This is a genomic window from Streptomyces sp. NBC_01390 (genome assembly GCF_045040105.1).
Taxonomy (GTDB): Bacteria; Actinomycetota; Actinomycetes; order Streptomycetales; family Streptomycetaceae; genus Streptomyces.
Window position 1 is genome coordinate 6262825 of sequence record NZ_CP109551.1, and the last position, 18662, is coordinate 6281486.

At 68.5% G+C, this 18662-nt stretch carries 15 protein-coding genes and 1 pseudogene; 6 read left to right on the forward strand and 10 right to left on the reverse strand.

Annotated features, from left to right (window positions below):
• Positions 1-8 precede the first annotated feature (8 nt).
• Positions 9-2096 carry a PhoX family protein gene (locus OG241_RS28170; RefSeq protein WP_405819054.1) on the reverse strand — a complete coding sequence of 696 codons (2088 nt, stop codon included), beginning with the start codon at positions 2094-2096 and terminating at the stop codon, positions 9-11.
• A 333-nt stretch (positions 2097-2429) separates the two neighbouring features.
• Here OG241_RS28170 and OG241_RS28175 point away from each other — a divergent pair, with 333 nt between their 5' ends.
• Positions 2430-3944: a VWA domain-containing protein gene (locus tag OG241_RS28175; protein ID WP_405819056.1), complete on the forward strand. Its 1515-nt coding sequence runs from the start codon at positions 2430-2432 to the stop codon at positions 3942-3944.
• A 120-nt stretch (positions 3945-4064) separates the two neighbouring features.
• A complete protein-coding gene (metG, locus tag OG241_RS28180) occupies positions 4065-5672 on the forward strand; it encodes a methionine--tRNA ligase (protein ID WP_405819058.1) in 1608 nt (535 codons plus the stop codon).
• A gap of 68 nt (positions 5673-5740) precedes the next feature.
• Here the strand turns inward: metG (OG241_RS28180) and OG241_RS28185 are convergent, their stop codons facing one another.
• Entirely contained in the window at positions 5741-6166 is a 426-nt protein-coding gene (locus OG241_RS28185; protein ID WP_405819059.1) for a PIN domain nuclease, read from the reverse strand.
• Positions 6163-6372 carry a type II toxin-antitoxin system VapB family antitoxin gene (locus tag OG241_RS28190; protein ID WP_405819061.1) on the reverse strand — a complete coding sequence of 70 codons (210 nt, stop codon included), beginning with the start codon at positions 6370-6372 and terminating at the stop codon, positions 6163-6165. Before OG241_RS28190 ends, OG241_RS28185 begins: the two co-directional genes overlap by 4 nt.
• A gap of 159 nt (positions 6373-6531) precedes the next feature.
• Between OG241_RS28190 and metG (OG241_RS28195) the strand changes: the two genes are divergently transcribed.
• Entirely contained in the window at positions 6532-8247 is a 1716-nt protein-coding gene (gene metG, locus OG241_RS28195) for a methionine--tRNA ligase (RefSeq protein ID WP_405819063.1), read from the forward strand.
• A 64-nt stretch (positions 8248-8311) separates the two neighbouring features.
• Here metG (OG241_RS28195) and OG241_RS28200 read toward each other — a convergent pair whose 3' ends face one another.
• Positions 8312-8521: a DUF397 domain-containing protein gene (locus tag OG241_RS28200; protein ID WP_405819065.1), complete on the reverse strand. Its 210-nt coding sequence runs from the start codon at positions 8519-8521 to the stop codon at positions 8312-8314.
• Positions 8518-9078, reverse strand: a pseudogene (locus OG241_RS28205) (DUF5753 domain-containing protein); the annotation flags it as partial. The gene OG241_RS28200 and the pseudogene OG241_RS28205, both read right to left, overlap by 4 nt.
• Here OG241_RS28205 and OG241_RS28210 point away from each other — a divergent pair.
• The 3 genes from OG241_RS28210 (at position 8980) to OG241_RS28220 (ending at position 12007) form a co-directional block, all read left to right on the forward strand.
• Positions 8980-9537, forward strand: coding sequence for a hypothetical protein (locus OG241_RS28210; protein ID WP_405819067.1), 558 nt, complete (start codon positions 8980-8982; stop codon positions 9535-9537). The pseudogene OG241_RS28205 and the gene OG241_RS28210 overlap by 99 nt on opposite strands.
• A 240-nt stretch (positions 9538-9777) precedes the next feature.
• A complete protein-coding gene (locus OG241_RS28215; protein WP_405826457.1) occupies positions 9778-10848 on the forward strand; it encodes a fatty acid desaturase in 1071 nt (356 codons plus the stop codon).
• Positions 10849-10996: 148 nt separating this feature from the next.
• Positions 10997-12007, forward strand: a complete 1011-nt coding sequence (locus OG241_RS28220; protein ID WP_405819069.1) for a helix-turn-helix domain-containing protein — start codon at positions 10997-10999, stop codon at positions 12005-12007.
• A 170-nt stretch (positions 12008-12177) separates the two neighbouring features.
• On the opposite strand, the gene OG241_RS28225 is transcribed toward OG241_RS28220, so the two are convergent.
• From OG241_RS28225 to aspS, 5 genes are all read right to left on the reverse strand, one after another.
• A complete protein-coding gene (locus OG241_RS28225; protein ID WP_405819071.1) occupies positions 12178-12636 on the reverse strand; it encodes a hypothetical protein in 459 nt (152 codons plus the stop codon).
• Positions 12637-12996: 360 nt separating this feature from the next.
• Positions 12997-14340, reverse strand: coding sequence for a polysaccharide lyase family 1 protein (locus OG241_RS28230; protein WP_405819073.1), 1344 nt, complete (start codon positions 14338-14340; stop codon positions 12997-12999).
• Between the two features lie 284 nt (positions 14341-14624).
• A complete protein-coding gene (locus tag OG241_RS28235) occupies positions 14625-15605 on the reverse strand; it encodes an intradiol ring-cleavage dioxygenase (RefSeq protein WP_405819075.1) in 981 nt (326 codons plus the stop codon).
• Between the two features lie 122 nt (positions 15606-15727).
• On the reverse strand, positions 15728-16621 hold the full coding sequence (locus tag OG241_RS28240; protein ID WP_405819076.1) for an intradiol ring-cleavage dioxygenase: 894 nt from the start codon (positions 16619-16621) through the stop codon (positions 15728-15730).
• Between the two features lie 142 nt (positions 16622-16763).
• The gene (aspS, locus tag OG241_RS28245) at positions 16764-18527 is read right to left on the reverse strand and encodes an aspartate--tRNA ligase (RefSeq protein WP_006379671.1); all 1764 of its coding nucleotides are present in this window, start codon (positions 18525-18527) and stop codon (positions 16764-16766) included.
• Between the last annotated feature and the right edge of the window lie 135 nt (positions 18528-18662).

Here is an 18662-nt window from a genome sequence, read left to right on the forward strand (position 1 = left end):
TTCGCGGCTCAGACGCCGATGTCGCAGCCGTCCGTACGCCACACGGCGACGACCGCCGGGCGGACGATCTTCCCCGGTCCGTCGGGCCAGGTGCTGGCGGGCTTCTCCACCGAGGCGCCGTCGATCTCGCCCGGGTGCTGCACGGCGACGAGCACCTGCCGCTCCCCGACGACCGGCCCGCAGGTCTCGGCGCCGGTCGGCACGGTCAGGAACTGCTTGAGCTCACCGCGCCGAGCACCCTTGGTCGCGACCCCGAACAGCCCGTCGTGTGAACCGAGTTGATTGCCGTCCGAGGAGATCCACAGGTTGCCGTGCCGGTCGAAGGCGACGTTGTCCGGGCAGGAGATCGGGCTGACGTCGTCCTTCGGGAAGCCCGCGAAGTAGGTGGCGGGGTCGTTCGGGTCACCGGCGACCAGGAAGAGCGACCAGGCGAACGAGGTGCTCTCGGCCCGGTTCCACCGCTCGGTGAGTTCGAGGATCTGCCCGTGCTTGTTGGAGTTGCGCGGGTTGGCCTCGTCGGCGGCGGCGAAGCCGGCCTTGCCCCGGTTGGAGTTGTTGGTGAGGGCGACATAGACCTTGCCGGTGACCGGGTTGGGCTCGATGTCCTCGGGCCGGTCCATCTTGGTCGCGCCGACCTTGTCACCGGCGAGCCGCGTGAAGACGAAGACCTCCTCGGCGGTCATGCCGTCGACGTGCGAGACGGCGCCCTTGGCGGTGGCGGTCGCCAGCGGAATCCACGTACCGCCGCCGTCGAACTCACCGTCGGCGGGCAGCTTCCCGCTGCCGTCGATCTCGATGGCGGGGGAGTCACCGGTGAGCTTGGCGACGTACAGCGTGCCCTCGTCGAGGAGCGAGAGGTTGTGCTCACGGACGGAGCGCGAGCTGCCCTCCCGCATCCGCTTGCTGCTCACGAACTTGTAGAAGTAGTCGAAGCGCTCGTCGTCGCCGGTGTAGACGACGGGACGCCCGTCGGAGGTCATCCGGATGGTGGCGGCCTCGTGCTTGAAGCGTCCCAGCGCGGTGTGCTTGCGGGGCGTGGAGGAGGGATCGTAAGGATCGAACTCCACCACATACCCGAACCGGTGGACCTCGTTGGGCTCCTGGGCGACGTCGAACCGCTTGTCGAACCGCTCCCACTTGCGCTCGGTGGCGCCGGTACCGATGCCGTAACGCTTGTCGGTGTCCCGGGAGGCGCCCGCGAAGTACTGGTTGAAGTTCTCCTCACCGTGCAGGGTCGTCCCCCACGGCGTGGTGCCCCCGGAGCAGTTGTTGAGCGTGCCGAGAGCCTTCCGCCCGGTCGGGTCGGCGGAGGTCTTGAGGAAGTCGGACCCGGCGGCCGGCCCGGTGATCCGGAACTCGGTGGTGGCGGTGATCCGGCGGTTGAGCGGGTGGCGGAGTACGGGGGTGAGCTTGCCGGTACGCCGGTCGCCCTCGACCACGACGGCGGACAGCCCGTGCGCGGCCCAGGCGACCTCGACCTGCTCGCGGGTCGGGTTGGCGGGGTCGTAGCCGCGGAACATCAGGATCTCGTCGGTGTACTCGTGGTTGGCGACCAGGAGCTGCTGGTTCCCGTGGAGGGGGAGCAGGGCGAGGAAGTCGTTGTTGTACCCGAACTGTCCGGCCTGCGCGGCGGCGGTCTGGTTCTCCGGGTCGAAGGCGGGGGCACCCCGGAGGATGGGCTCGCCCCAGCGGATGACCACGTTCTGGCCATACCCGCCGGGGACGGTCACGGCGTCGGCGGTGTTGGGCGCGACGGGACTGAAGCGCAGGCCACGCGGCACGGAGGAGTGCGTGTGGTGGGGGTGGTGGGGGTGGCCGACGGAGTTCGATGCGCCGGTGGCGGCTTCCGCACTCTGCGCGCCGAGGCCGCCCACGGCGGTACCGGTCGCGGTGGCCACGGTGACGACAGCGGCGGCGCGCATCACGGAACGGCGACCGAGGGCACCGGCGATCACATCGCCGACGTACTCGTTGGCGCTGGTGTTGGGAACCTCGTGGAAGCAGGCGTCACCACACCGGAAACGGCAGGTCATCGCGGACCGCCCGCCGGGATGCGATCCGGACGGTGACCCGATCAACGGCAGCAGCTTGCGCACTTTACTCTCCCCTGAACTTCCCTATACGTGCCTTTGGTGTCAGCGCGACGCTAGGGGGACGGGGGTGCGGGGGTGGGGACGCCAAATGAACGACGGGTGAACCCGTGGGAGCGGTAAGGGGGTTGGGCGTGCGGGGAAGCTGTGGAAGAGAGCCGCTGGAAGCCCGTGGGACGCCCGGCCGGGGGTGGGGCGCGAGGTTGGCGAAGGGGCGCCCTTGACTGCCGTCGGGTTCCGTGAAAGACCCTGCCCAAGATCGCCAGTTCGGCCCGCTAACCTTACGTGTCCGTCCTGGCCAGGGATTGACGGCTACAACTCACGTGAAGGGTTGCGCACATGGGCATTCTCACTCTCCTGCGGAACGCGTTCGGCAAGTCACGCAAGGGGCGTGACGCCGAGGCGGCGCCCGCGCGGGAGGCGGAGTCGGTACCTCAGCAGGAGGCCACCGAGCCGAAGATTCCGGCACCGTCCCCTGAACCGACCCTGCCCCAGTCCCCGACACCGAAGCCCGCCGAATCCCCCTCGGTCGTGGACGACCTGGTCTCGGCGGCCTTCGACAACGTTACGGTCCCCAAGCCGTCAAAGCCGGTGGACGAGCCGACGGAGCGGGCGACGGCGGTCGAGGCTGAGGCTGAGACTGAGGCTGAATCGGTGGTCGAGGCTGAGGCTGAGCCGGTGGTCGAGGCCGAGGCGGAGCCCGAGGCTGCGAAGAAGATCGAGGCGGAGCCGGTAGCGGCGGCCGAGCCGGAGCCGGTAATTGAGGCAGAGCCGGAGGTGGTCGCCGAGACCGCGCCGGAGGCTGAGCCGGTCGCCGAGGTGGCCTCGGAGCCCGAGCCGGAAACGGAGCCCGCCGTCGAGGCGACTCCCGACCCGGAGCCGGTGGCCGAGACGGCACCCGAGGCCGAGCCCGTCGCCGAGGAGCCGACTCCGGAGCCCGAACCGGTCGTCGAGGTGACCGAGGTCGCCCCGGAGGCCGAGGCCGAGACGGTCGCCGAACCCGCCCCCGAGCCCGTCGCGGAGGTGACCCCCGAACCGGAGCCGGAATCCGCACCTGAGACTGAAACTGCGGCAGAGCCTGAGGTTGAGGCTGAGGCTGAGGTCCTGGAACCGGCAGCCGCCGACGTGGAGGAAGCCCCACAGGGGCCACCCGCACCCGACAACGAAGCCGCCACGGGTGGTGCGGGTGGGAAAACGGACACGGCCGACGGCGCAGCCGAGGCCGTACCCGCCAGCCTCCTCACCGCGTACAACTCCGCCGCCGCCACCCTCAAGACCCTCAACCTCGACACCACCCCCGCCAAGGTCTACCTCGTCCTGGACCGCTCCGCGTCCATGCGCCCGTACTACAAGGACGGTTCCGCCCAGGCCCTCGGCGAGCAGACCCTCGCCCTCGCCGCCCACCTCGACCCGGAGGCGACCGTCCACGTCGTCTTCTTCTCCACCGAACTGGACGGCACCGGCGAGCTGACCCTCCCCGACCACGAGAACAAGATCGACGAACTGCACGCCTCCCTCGGCCGCATGGGCCGTACGAGCTACCACGCCGCCGTGGAGCAGATCGTCACGCACTACGAGAAGTCGGGCACCAAGCACCCGGCCCTCATCGTCTTCCAGACGGACGGCGCCCCGGACGCCAAGACCCCCGCCACCCAGTCCCTCACGGACGCGGCGGCGAACCACCCGGCCCTCTTCTTCTCGTTCGTCGCCTTCGGCGAGCAGGAGAACAAGGCCTTCGACTACCTCCGCAAGCTCAAGACGGACAACACGTCCTTCTTCCACGCGGGCCCCACCCCCCGCGAGCTGACGGACACGGAACTGTACGAGGGCGTACTGGCGAACTGGCGCCCGTAGCCCTCACAGAGCCCCCCGCACCACAGCCCGAGAACGACCGACAGGGCCCGGCCATACGCCGGGCCCTGTCCCCGTTCATCGGCGTGAGCCACTCCCCCCTAGGCCAGTAGGCTTCCGACCATGGCGGCCACGGATTCCGAGAAGCAGGGCGGGAAGGCGTACTACGTCTCCACCCCCATTTACTACGTCAACGACGCTCCTCACCTGGGCCACGCCTACACGACCGTCGCAGGCGACGTGCTCACCCGCTGGCATCGTCAGCGCGGCGAGAAGGTGTGGTACCTCACCGGCACGGACGAGCACGGTCAGAAGATCATGCGCACCGCGGAGGCGAACGGCGTCAGCCCACAGGAGTGGGCGGACAAACTCGTCGACGAAGCCTGGAAACCTCTCTGGGAACACCTTCACATCGCGAACGACGACTTCATCCGTACGACGGAGAAGCGGCACACGGACCGCGTCCAGGAGTTCGTCCAGGATCTGCACGACAAGGGCGAGATCTACCAGGGCGGCTACGAGGGCCCGTACTGCGTGGGCTGCGAGGAGTACAAACTCCCGGGCGACCTCATCGAGGCGGAGGACGGCACGAAACTGTGTGCCATCCACAAGAAGCCGGTGGAGATCCTCAAGGAGGAGAACTACTTCTTCAAGCTGAGCGAGTACGGCGAGAAGCTGCTCGCCCACTACGAGGCGAACCCGGACTTCATCCAGCCCGAGTCGGCGCGCAACGAGGTCGTGAACTTCGTCCGCCAGGGCCTCCAGGACCTCTCCATCTCCCGTTCCACCTTCGACTGGGGCGTCCCGGTCCCGTGGGACGACAAGCACGTGATCTACGTGTGGGTCGACGCGCTGCTGAACTACGCGACGGCGGTCGGTTACAACGAGAACCCGGAGAAGTTCGGGAACACCTTCCCCGCCGACGTCCACCTGGTCGGCAAGGACATCCTGCGCTTCCACGCGATCATCTGGCCGGCGATGCTGATGGCGCAGGGTCTGCCGCTGCCCGGCAAGATCGCCGCCAACGGCTGGCTGATGGTCGGCGGCGAGAAGATGTCGAAGTCGAACCTGACGGGCATCAAGCCGCAGGACCTGACCTCCCACTTCGGTGTGGACGCGTACCGCTGGTACTTCCTGCGGGCGATCGCGTTCGGCCAGGACGGCTCGTTCTCCTGGGAGGACTTCTCCGCCCGCTACACGAGCGAGCTGGCGAACGACTACGGCAACCTCGCCTCGCGTCTGGCCGCGATGGTCGGCAAGTACTTCGGCGGCACGCTGCCGGAGGCGACGGCGGCAGGCGAGGCCGAGCAGGCGATCTACGCCGGCCTGGCGAAAGCCGTCGCTGAGGCCGACCGGCGGATCGGCGACGAGGTGGACTTCCAGGGCGGCATTCTGGCGATCTTCGACTTCGTGAAGCAGGTCAACGGCTACATCACGGAGCAGGAGCCGTGGAAGGTCGCGAAGGACGACTCCCCGGAGGGCCGGGCCCGCCTGGCGACGATCCTCTACACGGCCGCGGAGTCGCTGCGCGCGCTGGCGGTCCTGCTCAACCCGGTCATGCCGGACACCTCACAGAAGCTCTGGGACTCCCTCGGCGCGGACGCCGTCCTCGGCGCACTCCCCGACCAGCGGATCACCGACGCCGCCACCTGGGGCCGCCTCCCGGCCGGCGCGACGATCACCAAGGGCGCGGTGCTGTTCCCCCGCCTGGAGGAGAAGCCGAGCGCGTAGGACGTACACGAGCACCTGAGCAGGTGACGGGGCCCCGAGAGCGAATTGCTCCCGGGGCCCCGTCACTCTCAGGACTCGGGCTCGGGCTCGGCCAGCCAGACGGTCGACTGGCCCGTACGACGGGCGACGGTGTCGAAGTCGCGGTCGTGGTGGAGGAGGGTCAGCCCCGACAACTCGGCCGTGGCGGCGACGAGCAGATCGACCGGCCCGGCCGAGCGGTGCTCACCATTGTCGGTAAGAAGCTGCTGAACCTCGCGAGCGCGCTGGTAGATGCCGTCGGGCATCAGAGTCCAGCTGAACAGCTGCCGCATCGGCTCCTGGAGGCCCTCGCGGTCCGTCCGCCCGCGAGCGGAGAGAAGGATTTCCAGCTCGGTCAGATCACACATCGCGACCAGCCCGTTGTCGAGCACCTCCTGCCATCGCCCGTCATACGCATCGCTGCTGAGCAGGCGCACGACGGCCGAGGTGTCGATCAGGTACGACACGTCGCTCACCGGCGGTAGTTCCTCTTGTCGAGAAGGATGTCGAAGTCACCTCGCGCTCCCATCTCCCGGAGCTTGGCCAGCGCTATGGCCCGCCTGCGCCGCTTGGCGACTTCCAGCAGCGCGGTGTTGACGGTGTCCTTCTTCGTCTTCGTGCCCAGCAATAGCTGGGCTTCCGCCAGAGCCTCGTCGTCGACCTCGATGAGCAGCTTCGACATGGACAAAACCCCCTATATATCAATATGCCGGTCGAAGTATATACACGATGCCCGACCGCCCCGGTCGACTACGATTCCAAGGTTCGTACGACGGCCCTCCGGTACAGCCGGAACGGGCATCCGTCACCCCAACACGCAGCGACTCGGGAGCAGCCCGCAATGGCTCGACACCTCATCACCAGCGCCCTTCCGTACATCAACGGGATCAAGCACCTGGGCAACATGGTGGGGTCCATGCTCCCGGCGGACGTGTACGCCCGTTACCTCCGCCAGCGTGGCCACGACGTCCTCTACATCTGCGCGACGGACGAACACGGCACCCCGGCCGAGCTCGCCGCGAAGGAGCAGGGCATCCCCGTAGCGGACTTCTGCGCGCAGGCGCACGACGCGCAGAAGGCGGTGTACGACGGTTTCGCGCTGGCCTTCGACTACTTCGGCCGGAGTTCCAGCCCGCAGAACGTGGAGATCACCCAGCACTTCGCCCGCCGCCTGAACGAGAACGGGTTCATCGAAGAGCGCGCGATCCGCCAGGTGTACAGCCCCGCCGACAGCCGCTTCCTGCCGGACCGCTATGTCGAGGGCACCTGCCCCCACTGCGGTTACGACAAGGCGCGCGGCGACCAGTGCGAGAACTGCACCCGCGTCCTCGACCCGACCGACCTGATCAACCCGCGCTCGGCGATCAGCGGCTCCACGGACCTGGAGGTCCGTGAGACCAAGCACCTCTTCCTCCTCCAGTCGAAGCTCCAGCACGAGGTCGAGGAATGGGTGACCGCCCACGAGGGCCAGTGGCCCCACCTCGCCTCCTCGATCGCCCGCAAGTGGCTGACCGAGGGCCTGCACGACCGCGCCATCACCCGCGACCTCGACTGGGGCGTCCCGGTCCCGGCGGACACCTGGCCCGAGCTGGCGGCCGAGGGCAAGGTCTTCTACGTCTGGTTCGACGCCCCGATCGAGTACATCGGCGCGACGAAGGAGTGGTCGGACCTGGACCCGTCGAACCGGGACTGGAAGTCCTGGTGGTACGAAGCGGATGAGAGCGTCCGCTACACGGAGTTCATGGCGAAGGACAACGTCCCCTTCCACACCGTGATGTTCCCGGCCACGGAACTCGGCGTCCGTGAACCGTGGAAGAAGGTCGACGTCGTCAAGGCCTTCAACTGGCTGACGTACTACGGCGGAAAGTTCTCCACGTCCCAGAAGCGCGGCGTCTTCACCGACCAGGCCCTGTCGATCCTCCCCGCCGACTACTGGCGCTACTTCCTGATCGCCAACGCCCCCGAGTCCGACGACTCCTCCTTCACCTGGGAGCACTTCACGGCCACGGTGAACAAGGACCTGGCGGACACCCTCGGCAACTTCGTCAACCGCGTCCTGTCCTTCTCGAAGAAGCGCTTCGGAGACGAGGTCCCGGCGGGCTCGGCGGCCGGCGAGGCCGAGACGAAGCTGGGCGAGCAGATCGCCGAGCTTCTCGCGGAGTACGAGAGCCAGTTGGAGGCGCTCCAGTTCCGCAAGGCGGCGGCTGCCCTGCGCGCCCTGTGGTCGGCGGGCAACTCCTACCTGGAGGAGAAGGCCCCCTGGCTGGAGATCAAGACCGACCAGGACGGCGCGGCCCTGACCCTCCGTACGGCGATGAACCTGATCCACCTCTACTCGGTGGTCTCGGAACCCTTCATCCCGGCGACGTCGGCGACGATGCGCGCGGCGTTCGCGCTGCCGGGCGACACACGGAGATGGGTCACGGCCGACGAGGCGAAGTCCCTGTCGACCGTCCCCGCCGGCACCGTCTTCACGGTCCCGCCGGTCCTGTTCGCGAAGCTGACGGACGAGGACCTGGAAACGTACAAGGAGCGCTTCGGCGGCGCCCCCGAGTAGCACTCGCGCACAAAGAAGGGGCCTGCTGACGTCACCCGACGCCACCAGGCCCCTTTCGCATAAGTCAGCGCTCCAGGGCGTAGGCCACGAAGTCCGCCCAAGCACCGGAGCCGAGCGCGAGACGAGGTCCCGCGATGTTCTTGGAGTCACGGACATGGACCGTGCGGGGGCTGGCAGCTATCTCCACGCAAGACTCGCCATTGGTGCCGCCGCTGTAACTGCTCTTGAACCACGCCAGTTCGGAGGCGTCCCCGGCGGAGGCCTTGCGCATCATGTCTCTCCCAGCAGTCTCTCGATGAAGGCCAGCGACTCCCTCGGTGGGAGGGCCTGCGCCCGGATGGTGCCGTACTGCAGCTCCAGGATCCGCAGATGCCTCAGCTCAGTGACAGGCCGACCGTTGAACACGCCATCGGAACGCCCCACCGCCGTACCGTCCAGGAACTTCAGCAGCTCGATCCTGCCGTCCAGCCCGGGGTGGGCCTCGGTGTTCGTCGGCATTACCTGCAGAGTGACATTGTGCAACCGACCCACCTCCAGCAGGTGTTCGAGCTGCTGTCGCCACACCATTGTGCCCCCAACCTGCCGACGCAGCGGTGCCTCTTCCAGTACGAAGTGGATCGACGGGGCCGGGTCGCGTTCGAAGACCGTCTGCCGGGCCAAACGAGCCGCCACCATACGTGCCACGTCGTCCGGCGAGTACGGTGGCTGCGCAGCTTGGATCACGGCTCGTGCATGCTCGGGAATCTGCAACAGCCCGGCGATGATGTTGCACTCATAAACGCCGATCTCGACGGCCTGCGCCTCCAACTTCCCCAGTTCCCGAACCTTCTTCTGATCGAGACCGGCCGACGCGTCGCCGGGTCGCCGGGCGTGTTCCCCATCGGCGCCAATCTCTCCTTCGTACTGCCGCTCGCGGAGGACGAGGTGTTCGTCCACACCTACGAGCGGGGAGCGGGACTGACCCCGTCGTGCGGTTCGGGCGTCGCGGCCTCCCGTGCGGTGCTGTCCCGCCTCGGGCTCGTCGAACCGGAACGGCCGGTGACCGTACGCAACCCCGGCGGCGTAGCCAGGAGTCTGCTCCAGCCCGTAGGTGACCTGTGGCAGCCCCTGCTGGAAGGCAACGCCACCCTCGTGTACGAGGCCGAACTGGACCCCGCCGTTCTGCTCGGGGACGGGCCGGTGGAATTCTCCGGTGAGGTGAACATGGCGGAAATTGGCGCGTTCGCCGAGCTCAGCCGGGAAAACCTGAAGGTGTTGAGCGACGCGGGAATCAAGCCCACCGAGATCTGACCTGACCGCCCCGTCTCCCGCGAGCGCCCGTCGGCGTGACCGTGAACAGGAGACTCGACACCGCTCCTTCGGGCGCGGACTCCGTTCGGCTCGGCGCGGGCGCGAGGAGGGGGACGGGTCTTGGGTGCGCTTTGTACTGGTCTGGTGGTCGTCGCGGCGGGGATCGTGCTGCGGCAGGCGGACCGTTGGTGGTTCCGTCGACGCCGTGGCGGGCCCCCACGAAGTTCACTGCGTGCCGTGATGTCGCTCCAGCGTGAGCGGCTGAACAACGTCACCCCTGCGCTCCTGCTCCTCGGGCAGTGGGTGGAACTCGCGGGATGGTGTCTGGTGGCCGTGCACGGCGGGCTCCTCGGGATGGTGCTCGCGGCACTCGCGGCCGCCGTCACGTTCCGCCGGCTGCAGGAGATCAGCCACTTCGCGGTGCACGGCGTGCTGGCGCGAGGTACCCGGTGGAACACGCTGCTCGCCGAGGTGACCGCGCACATCCCACTCGGCCTGGTTCCCGTGCCCGTAAGGCGGCGACGGCACGTACGGGAACACCATCCGAACGCGACGGTCGCCGGAGCCGATCCCAACCTCGCCGACCTGCACCGAGCGGGACTACAGCCAGGAGCCACCACCGCGCGATACGTGCGGGGCGTCCTGCATCCGCTCACTCCCACCGGCCTGTCGTACACCCTCCGGGGCCTCGGGGTGCTCGCCCGGGAGCCCGGCGCCGGGCGGCTGAGGTCGGCCGGGCCGGTCGCAGTGGCGACGGCAATGGCTCAGGTCTTCGGCTGGGAGGCCGCCGTCTTCGTCTACGTCGTGCCCAGGCTTCTGCTGTATCCGCAGCTCGCCTGGATGTCACTGCTGGTGGAACACCGCTGGTTCGATCCGGATCCGGTCGCCGGGCCTCCGGTCGCCGTGGAGGCGGGCCGGTGCCTGCGCCTGTATCCGCGGAACATGCCACTCGCCCTGCTGGCGCGCGGCACCTGGCTGCCGTACGGGGACCTGTACCACTTCGCGCACTCCGCGCACCCGGCGGTGCGCTGGAACTACCTCCCCGCGCTGGAGCGTTCTCTGCGAGGCCCGGACTACCGGCCGCACGGGCTGCTCCTGGGCGAGTCCGCCGTACTGCTCCGCCACCGCCGGGCCCTCACACACGTCCCCGTCGCCCGCAAGAACGTCCGGGCCGAACCCGACCCCTCACCGAAGCCCAGAAACGTGTGCTCCGGTGGCTCGGGCGCTCTCCTCCAAGAAACACGAGAGGGAAAGGAACCTCACCAAGCCCCACCCCTCCCGCCCACGGCGCACGCTCACTCGCACGAGTGAACATGACCAACTCAGCTGGATTCGGCACCGGTTGCCTGCTCTAGGCTCAGCGCGACACAACAACACAACCCCAGACATACGACGGCCCTCGCCGGGACTTGCGATCCCAATGCGAGGGCCTGACCACCAAGGAAGAAGCACCTTCCCGATGGATACCCAAAACCCTAGCGCGCCCCCGCGCACCCAGCCCAGGATCAGCGGGAAAAACCACCCGCCCCGCCCTACCCGTACGAGCAGGCCCTCCGGCGGAGTCATCCACGACAACACCCGCCACACCACCCGCTTCACGGTGATCGGCAACCACCTCGCGCAGCACCCCGACCTCTCGGGGCTCGCCATCGGGCTGGCCGTGTACATCCAGTCCCTCCCCTCCGGCGCCCCCGTCGACATCAAGACCCTCGCCGCCCGCTTCCCGGAGGGCCCGATCCGTATCGCCGCCGCCCTGCGCGAACTGGAGACCCACGGCTACCTGCGCCGCCCCCGCGAGCGCACCGAATACGGCCGCATCGTCACCCGCACCGTCTCCTGCAACCAGCCGAGCCGCCATGGCAGCGCACCGGCCGACGAGCCCGAGGCCTCGGCCCACCATGCGGCGCCAGCCCCACCCAGCACGCCCGCCCGCCGGGCAGCGCCCGACGCTTCCCAGCCCCCGGCCCGCCGGGCAGCGGCACCTCGGCAGAAACCCGCACGCCGCGCCCTCCCCGCCGTACCGCAGCCCTCGTTCAGCTCCCCGGCTCTCCTCCAAACCGCTACGGACGTCCTCGCCGGCCTCCGCCGCGAGGACCCCCGTCTGCTGCTCTCCGCCACCGACACCGAGCACCTCGCTCCCGGTGTCGCCGCCTGGCTGGTGCGCGACCTCACCCCAACCGACGTACGCCGCGCCCTGACCAGCGACCTGCCACCCGAGCCGTTGCGCCGCCCGGCCGCCCTGTTGGCCCACCGCCTCACCGCCCAGCTCCCGCCCCTGCCTCCGTACCGCACTCCCGCAGCGCCACCATCGGTCAGGCACCCGCTCCGGAACTGCGACACCTGCGACCACGCCTTCCGCGGCCCGGAACCGGGCAACTGCCGGGCGTGCGCGTCAGCGGGCGGAACCTCCGAAATCCACGGCGCCGCCGAGGCCGTACCGGCGCGTGGATACCTGGAGGTGCGACTGTGAGCAGCGAGAGCCGGCGTGAGCGCAGGCGGGCGCTCCTTGGAGACGACCCCGAACTGGCGGGGGTCGCGGAACGCCTCCTCCACGAGCTGGGCACGGAGGAGAGGGACGATGAGGAGATCGAGGGGAGCACCGGGCGAGCCGCCGTAGGGCACAGCCGAGGGCCATGGATCTCAGACCACCGTCACACCGAACTGCTTGTGCGCCCCCCGGAGTCGACCGCCGGTTCGGTCGCCGGTGTCATCGACATCGGCATCGGCATCGGCGCCCTGCGGATCGGGCTCGAGGCCGAGGGCGCTGCGGGCGGCACTGACGTACTGGAGCCCCTCCACAGCGGTCTGCCTCGCGAGTGCGTACTCGGCGGGCGTACGGGCCTCGGCCAGTTGACCCCGGGCCGCGCGATGCCGTCCGGCCGCCACCGCCAGGGCCTGCGCGGCGGCTTCGTCGGCCCCCGGACGAAGACCGGACAGGCTCCCTCCGAGCCGCACCACCCACTGGTTGGCCTCGACCTCCGCGTCCAGCCCGGCCAAGCCGGACGCGGCCGTGGGCACCCCCGCCTTCCTGCGCAGAAGGATGACAGAAACCACCGCTCCGACGATCAACAGCAGCGTGAGCGGAACGACGATTCCCATGACTTCCTCCAGCGAGCGCGAGTGGAACATGCCGTGAGGTGCGGGTACCCCAGGGCGACAGTTCCCATCAGACGCCCCTCCTCTGTGCACCCCCGCCGAGAAGGCTGTGCCCCACCTGCGAACTTCCCATGTGTGTACGGAACCTGCCGCTCCCCTGGGCATGCCCCGTTTCAGGTCTACGAGGTCCAGGCGATCCTGACCCAGTTCGTGGCGAAGTAGACCTCGCCGGACAGCGAGTGGGCCGACCCGCCCCGCACACGCGAAAGGGGCCCGGGAGCACACCGGCGTCACACACTCGGCTCCCGGACCCCTTCACAAGCGGTTCCTCAGCGGTTCCTCAGTTGCTGGTCCCCTCAGGTGCTAGGACAGAACTCCCGTCCCGACCGTGCCCGTCAGCTCCGCCACCAGGTTCTTCGTCGAGGTCTCCAGGCCGGCGGTGAGGGTCGGCTTCCAGTTGACCGTCGTCTTCAGCTTCTTCGAGTTCGCGGCGTTGTACGCGGCGACCAGGTCGGTCACCTTGCCGTTGACGAGGTTGCCGCCGCCCGCGACCGAACCCGTACCGTCACCGCTCAGCAGCTTCGCGACCTTCGCGCCGGCCGGCAGCGTCCAGGAGTTGTTCTGGGCCACGACCTGAGCCTTCGCGCGCGAGTCGAGGCTGTACTTGGGCGCGTAGCCGTTGAGGGTCGTCGTCTCGTAGACGTTGTTGTAGACGTGGATCTGGCCGATGCGGGCCAGCGGGGCGCGCTGGGTGATGCCCTTCCACACGTTGTGGTGGATGGAGACGCGCAGCTTGCCGACGCTGTCGGTGTCGCTGCTGCCGATCAGCATCGTCTTGTCGTGGTTGGTGAACTGGTTGCGCTCCACGGTCACCAGGTCGGAGCCGTTGGTGATGTCGAGGGCGCCGTCGTGGATCTGGTACTCGCGGCCGAAGTACGTCTTCTCGGCCTTGTCGAAGAACGGCGAGTCACTGAACGTGTTGTGGTCCGCCCACACGTGCGTGGCCCCGCGCAGGGTGACCGCGTCGTAGGCGGAGTTCCAGTTGCCGGTCGACCCGTCCTTCGGGTCCCACTGCGGGAAGCAGTCCTCGGTGGCCTTGAGAGCCAGGTTGCGGATGATGACGTTGTCGACGCTCTGCACCAGGAGGCTGCCGCCGGTGATCCCGGCCTTGGTGCCGGGCACGCCCACGATGGTGGTGTTCGCCGGCACCCTGAAGACGATGCGCTTCGACTGCTTCTGCTTGGCGGCGTCCCGGGCCTTCTCCTGCGTGCCCGCGGGCGCCTTCTTGCCGTAGGTGGCCGGGTCGTACGCCTTGAGGTAGGCGGCCAGCGAGTATCCCGTACCGGCCGCGTAGTCGGCGCAGGTCAGCTTCTTGCCGGCGTCGTCCGTGTTGGCGTCGATGACGCCCTTGACCTTGATGATCTTCGGCGTGGAGTTGGTGGCGCCGCCCAGCGCCTTCACCAGCTGCGCGCGGGTGGTGACGGTGAAGACGTGCGCGGAGTCGGCTCGCGCGCCGCCTCTCGTACCGGTGCCGGAGGCCGCCCAGCCGTCCTTCGCGGGCAGCACCTGGTGGGCCAGGTCCACGGGGCTCGCGTTCGCGTTCATGGCCAGCACGGCGGCGCCAAGCCCGGCGGCGGCGACGGCCGCGGTGGAGACCAGAACTGTGCGCCGCTTGCGAAGGGACCGGCGGTGAGAAGGGGATGCCACGGATGCGTCCTTACGTGGTTGCTGAACACGTGCGGTTCGTGAAGCTCCGGTGGGGGCGGGGCTTACGGATCATCAGTGGTCGCCGGACACCGGAAAGGTTGCCGGGTGTCTCCCGAGATTTTTTTCCTCACCAAAGCCCGTACGAGGGGGAGTTGGGCGTTGGGAGGTGGGAGGTGGGAGGGACGGCATACGGCAGGGCCCGGAACCTGGGGGAAGGTGCCGGGCCCTGTCGTATGCCGAGCCGTACCTGTGCACGTACGTACGTGCGTGTGTGCGCCGGTCCGTCAGCTCGCCGATGCGGACGCCGACGCGCTCGGCTGCACCCCGTCGTCCGTGCCCTCGTGGGTCGCCTCGGGGTCGACGCCCATCGTGATGGAGCCGATCACACCCTTCGCGATGTTCTTCTTGTCGTACTTCAGCTTGAGCAGACCGCCCGTGGTGCCGCTCTGGTCGTAGATCGTGTCCTCGGTGAGCGTCGTGCGCTCGGTCGTCGACGTCGAGTACGGCTCGACCTCGGCGGAGGCGAGCACCGACTCCTCGTCGAGGAAGAACTGACCGGTGTGGCAGGTGGTCCCGCCCTCGTAACCGGCGTCCGTCCAGGTGCCGTCCACGTGCACCTTCGTGTGGATGTGGACCGTGCGGCCCCGGTACCAGCCCGGGAAGACCGTCTTGAAGGTGACCCGGCCCTGCCGGTCCGTCTTCCAGGTGCCGCGCAGGTAGCGCTTGTCGTCGGTGGGCTCCTCGTGGCCACCACCGCCACCGCCACCGGTGCCGCCGGAGGGAGCGTCGGTCGGCGGCTCACCCGGCGGAGTACCCGAGGGGGCGTCGGTCGGGGCATCGGTCGGGGCGCCGCCCCCGCCTCCGGTGGAGAGGCTCTCGTAGCCGGAGTACACACCCAGCGCGTCGCAGTGCCAGATGTCGACGGCGGCGTTGACGACCGGCTTGCAAGTCTCGGAGTCGATCACCCGCAGGCTCAGGGTCAGCGGGATGCCTTCCTTGTCCTCGGTGATGTCCTGGCGGAGCTTGTCCGCGTCGATGTAGTACGGACCCTCGGTGGTCTCCGAGGTGAGCGTGTAGCAGACCTCCGAGCTGCTGCTGGACGCTTTGGGGGTGGGCGTCTTCTTGCCCTTGCCCGTCTCACCCGCGAACGCGCCCGCCGCGAGTCCGCCCGCGACGCCCACCGCGGCGACCGCTCCGGCGCCGGTGACGACGACGTTGCGACGTGTCAGATCCCGTTTGTGCTTCGGCCCTTGGTTCTCTGTCATGAACCTGGAACCTAGGTAAGAGGCCTGTCAGAACCGTGGGAAAGGACTGTGTTTTTCTTTTCCTTTCGGCCCCCTTTCCGCGATGAAAAGGGGGCCGAAAAAAATTGGCCACAGCCCCTTGTCTAATTGCTGTCGTGCGTTTCGTCCGGTGCCACGCCCATCGTCAGCCCGGCGACCACCCCGTGCGCGATATCCCGCTTCTTGTACCGCAGCCGCAGCAGCCCGCCCTCGGTGCCGTTGTCCGGGTAGATCATGTCCTCGTCGAGGGTCGTACGGGTGACCGTGTTCGTCGAGTACGGTGCCACCTCCGCCGAGAGCAGCACCGACTCCTCGTCGAAGAACAGCTGGCCCGTGTGGCAGGTGTGCCCGCCCTCGTAGCCCGCGTCGGTCCAGGTGCCGTCCACGTGCACCTTGACGTGGATGTGGACGCAGCGGCCCTGGTACCAGCCCGGGAACACGGTCCGGAAGGTGACCTGGCCGTGCCGGTCCGTCCTCCACGTACCGCGCAGATAGCGCTCGTCGTCGGTCGGCTCCTGATGGCCTCCGGGACCGCCGGGACCGCCCGTCGGGGGCGGACCTGTGGGCACGCCGGTAGGCGCACCGGACGGCGGGGTGCCTCCGCCGGCGCCTCCGTTGCCCATGTCCTCGTACCCCGAGTAGATGCCGAGCGCCGAGCAGTGCCAGATGTCGACGGCCGCGTTCCGCACCGGCCGGCAGGTCTCGGCGTCGATCACCTTGAGCCGGAGGGTGAGGGGGATGCCCTCCTCGTCCTCGGTGACGTCCTGACGGAGCTTGTCCGCGTCGATGTAGTACGGACCCTCGGTGGTCTCCGTGGTCAGCAGATAGCAGGCCTCGGGAGTGCCGGAGGGAGTGCCGGACGGGGTAGCGGACGGGGTAGCGGACGCCAGTCCGGCGCCCAGTGCCACCGCGGTGGCCGTGACCGCCGTCGCGCCACCGGCGACGACGACTCTACGGCGCGTCAATTCCGATAATCCTTGCTGGGGAGTGTCAGTCATGGCCACGGAGATTATGAACGCAACCTGTCAGAGAGCTGTGATTTCCCGTGTTTCCTGAGCACCACATAAGAATGGCTCGGAATCGCTGCCGATTCCGAGCCATTCCCACAACAAGCGCAACAAGCGCAGTTGCCTGCCGAATTTACTTCGGCTGCGGCTTGCGCACCGAAATGTGCAGCTCCCGAAGCCTCGTCTCCTCCAGCTCCGTCGGCGCGCCCATCATCAGGTCCTGGGCGTTGCCGTTGAGCGGGAACGCGATCGTCTCGCGGATGTTCGGCTCGTCGGCGAGGAGCATGACGATGCGGTCCACGCCCGGGGCGATGCCACCGTGCGGAGGGGCGCCGAAGCGCAGCGCGCGGAGCATGCCGGCGAACTCGCGCTCGACCGTCTCCTCGTCGTAGCCCGCGATGCCGAACGCCTTCAGCATGATGTCGGGCTCGTGGTTACGGATGGCGCCGGAGGACAGCTCCGTACCGTTGCAGACGATGTCGTACTGCCAGGCCAGGATGTCCAGCGGGTCCTGGGTCTCCAGGGCCTCCATGCCGCCCTGGGGCATCGAGAACGGGTTGTGCGAGAAGTCGATCTTCCCGGTCTCCTCGTCCTTCTCGAACATCGGGAAGTCGACGATCCAGCAGAACCGGAAGACGTCCTCCTCGAAGTGACCGGCACGCTTGGCGGCCTCGACGCGCACCGCGCCCATGATCTTCGAGACCTCGTCGAACTCGCCCGCGCCGAAGAACACGGCGTGCCCGGCGGCCAGCGAGAGCCGCTTGGTCAGCTCGGCGACGTTCTCCTCGGTGAGGAACTTGGCGATCGGCCCGGACAGCGAACCGTCCTCCGTGACCCGCACCCAGGCCAGACCCTTCGCGCCCAGCGTGACGGCGAAGTCGCCGAGCTGGTCGAAGAACTTCCGGGACTGCGACGCCACGTCCGGCACCGGCAGGGCGCGTACGTGCTTGCCCGCGAAGGCCTTGAACTCCGAGCCCTCGAAGACGTCGGTGATGTCGACCAGCTCCAGCTGGGCGCGCAGGTCCGGCTTGTCGGAGCCGTACTTCAGCATCGCCTCGCGGAACGGGATGCGCGGGAAGGGCGAGGTGACCTCACGGCCCTTGCCGAACTCGGTGAACAGCTCGGTCATCAGCCGCTCGATCGGCTGGAAGACGTCCTCCTGCTCGACGAAGCTCATCTCGACGTCGAGCTGGTAGAACTCGCCCGGGGAACGGTCCGCGCGCGCGTCCTCGTCACGGAAACAGGGCGCGATCTGGAAGTAGCGGTCGAACCCGGAGATCATCAGCAGCTGCTTGAACTGCTGCGGGGCCTGCGGCAGCGCGTAGAACCGGCCCGGGTTGAGGCGCGACGGCACGACGAAGTCGCGGGCGCCCTCCGGGGAGGTGGCGGTGAGGATCGGGGTCGCCATCTCGTTGAAGCCCAGCGCGGTCATCTTGTGACGGATCGCCGAGATGACGGCCGTACGAAGCATGATGTTGCGGTGCATGCGCTCGCGGCGCAGGTCCAGGAAGCGGTACTCCAGGCGCCGCTCCTCGTTGACCCCGTCCTCGGCGTTGATCGTGAAGGGCAGCGGCTGGGCGGCGCCGAGCAGCTCCACCTCGCCGACCTCGACCTCGACCTCACCCGTGGGCAGCTCGGGGTTGATGTTCTCCGCGCCGCGCGAGACGACCTTGCCGTCGACGCGGACCGTCGACTCCTTGGAGACCTTGTCGAGGGCCTCGTAGGCGGGCGTGCCGGGGCGGGCGACGAGCTGCGTGATGCCGTGGTGATCGCGCAGGTCGATGAAGAGGATGCCGCCCAGGTCGCGCCGATTGTGCAGCCAGCCGCTCAGCCGGACGTCGCTGCCGACGTCAGAGGCGCGGAGCTCGCCGCAGGTGTGGGACCTGTACCGATGCATCGTCGTTCATCCAGCCTTCGCGGATCGAGGATCAGGGATCGAGGCCGGTGTTTCACGTGAAACACCGAAACCTCCGAAAAACACAGACCCAGGGTACCGGCCGCCCCGAGACAGGTTCCCCGCAATTGTTCGCGG

Excerpts from the sequence above, each read along its gene's own strand:
- OG241_RS28175 (WP_405819056.1), top strand. The coding sequence starts at position 2,430 with ATGGGCATTCTCACTCTCCTGCGGAACGCGTTCGGCAAGTCACGCAAG.
- metG (WP_405819058.1), top strand. The coding sequence starts at position 4,065 with ATGGCGGCCACGGATTCCGAGAAGCAGGGCGGGAAGGCGTACTACGTC.
- OG241_RS28190 (WP_405819061.1), bottom strand. The coding sequence starts at position 6,372 with ATGTCGAAGCTGCTCATCGAGGTCGACGACGAGGCTCTGGCGGAAGCC.
- metG (WP_405819063.1), top strand. The coding sequence starts at position 6,532 with ATGGCTCGACACCTCATCACCAGCGCCCTTCCGTACATCAACGGGATC.
- OG241_RS28200 (WP_405819065.1), bottom strand. The coding sequence starts at position 8,521 with ATGATGCGCAAGGCCTCCGCCGGGGACGCCTCCGAACTGGCGTGGTTC.
- OG241_RS28210 (WP_405819067.1), top strand. The coding sequence starts at position 8,980 with ATGCTCGGGAATCTGCAACAGCCCGGCGATGATGTTGCACTCATAAAC.
- OG241_RS28215 (WP_405826457.1), top strand. The coding sequence starts at position 9,778 with ATGTCGCTCCAGCGTGAGCGGCTGAACAACGTCACCCCTGCGCTCCTG.
- OG241_RS28220 (WP_405819069.1), top strand. The coding sequence starts at position 10,997 with ATGGATACCCAAAACCCTAGCGCGCCCCCGCGCACCCAGCCCAGGATC.
- OG241_RS28225 (WP_405819071.1), bottom strand. The coding sequence starts at position 12,636 with ATGGGAATCGTCGTTCCGCTCACGCTGCTGTTGATCGTCGGAGCGGTG.
- OG241_RS28235 (WP_405819075.1), bottom strand. The coding sequence starts at position 15,605 with ATGACAGAGAACCAAGGGCCGAAGCACAAACGGGATCTGACACGTCGC.
- OG241_RS28240 (WP_405819076.1), bottom strand. The coding sequence starts at position 16,621 with ATGACTGACACTCCCCAGCAAGGATTATCGGAATTGACGCGCCGTAGA.
- aspS (WP_006379671.1), bottom strand. The coding sequence starts at position 18,527 with ATGCATCGGTACAGGTCCCACACCTGCGGCGAGCTCCGCGCCTCTGAC.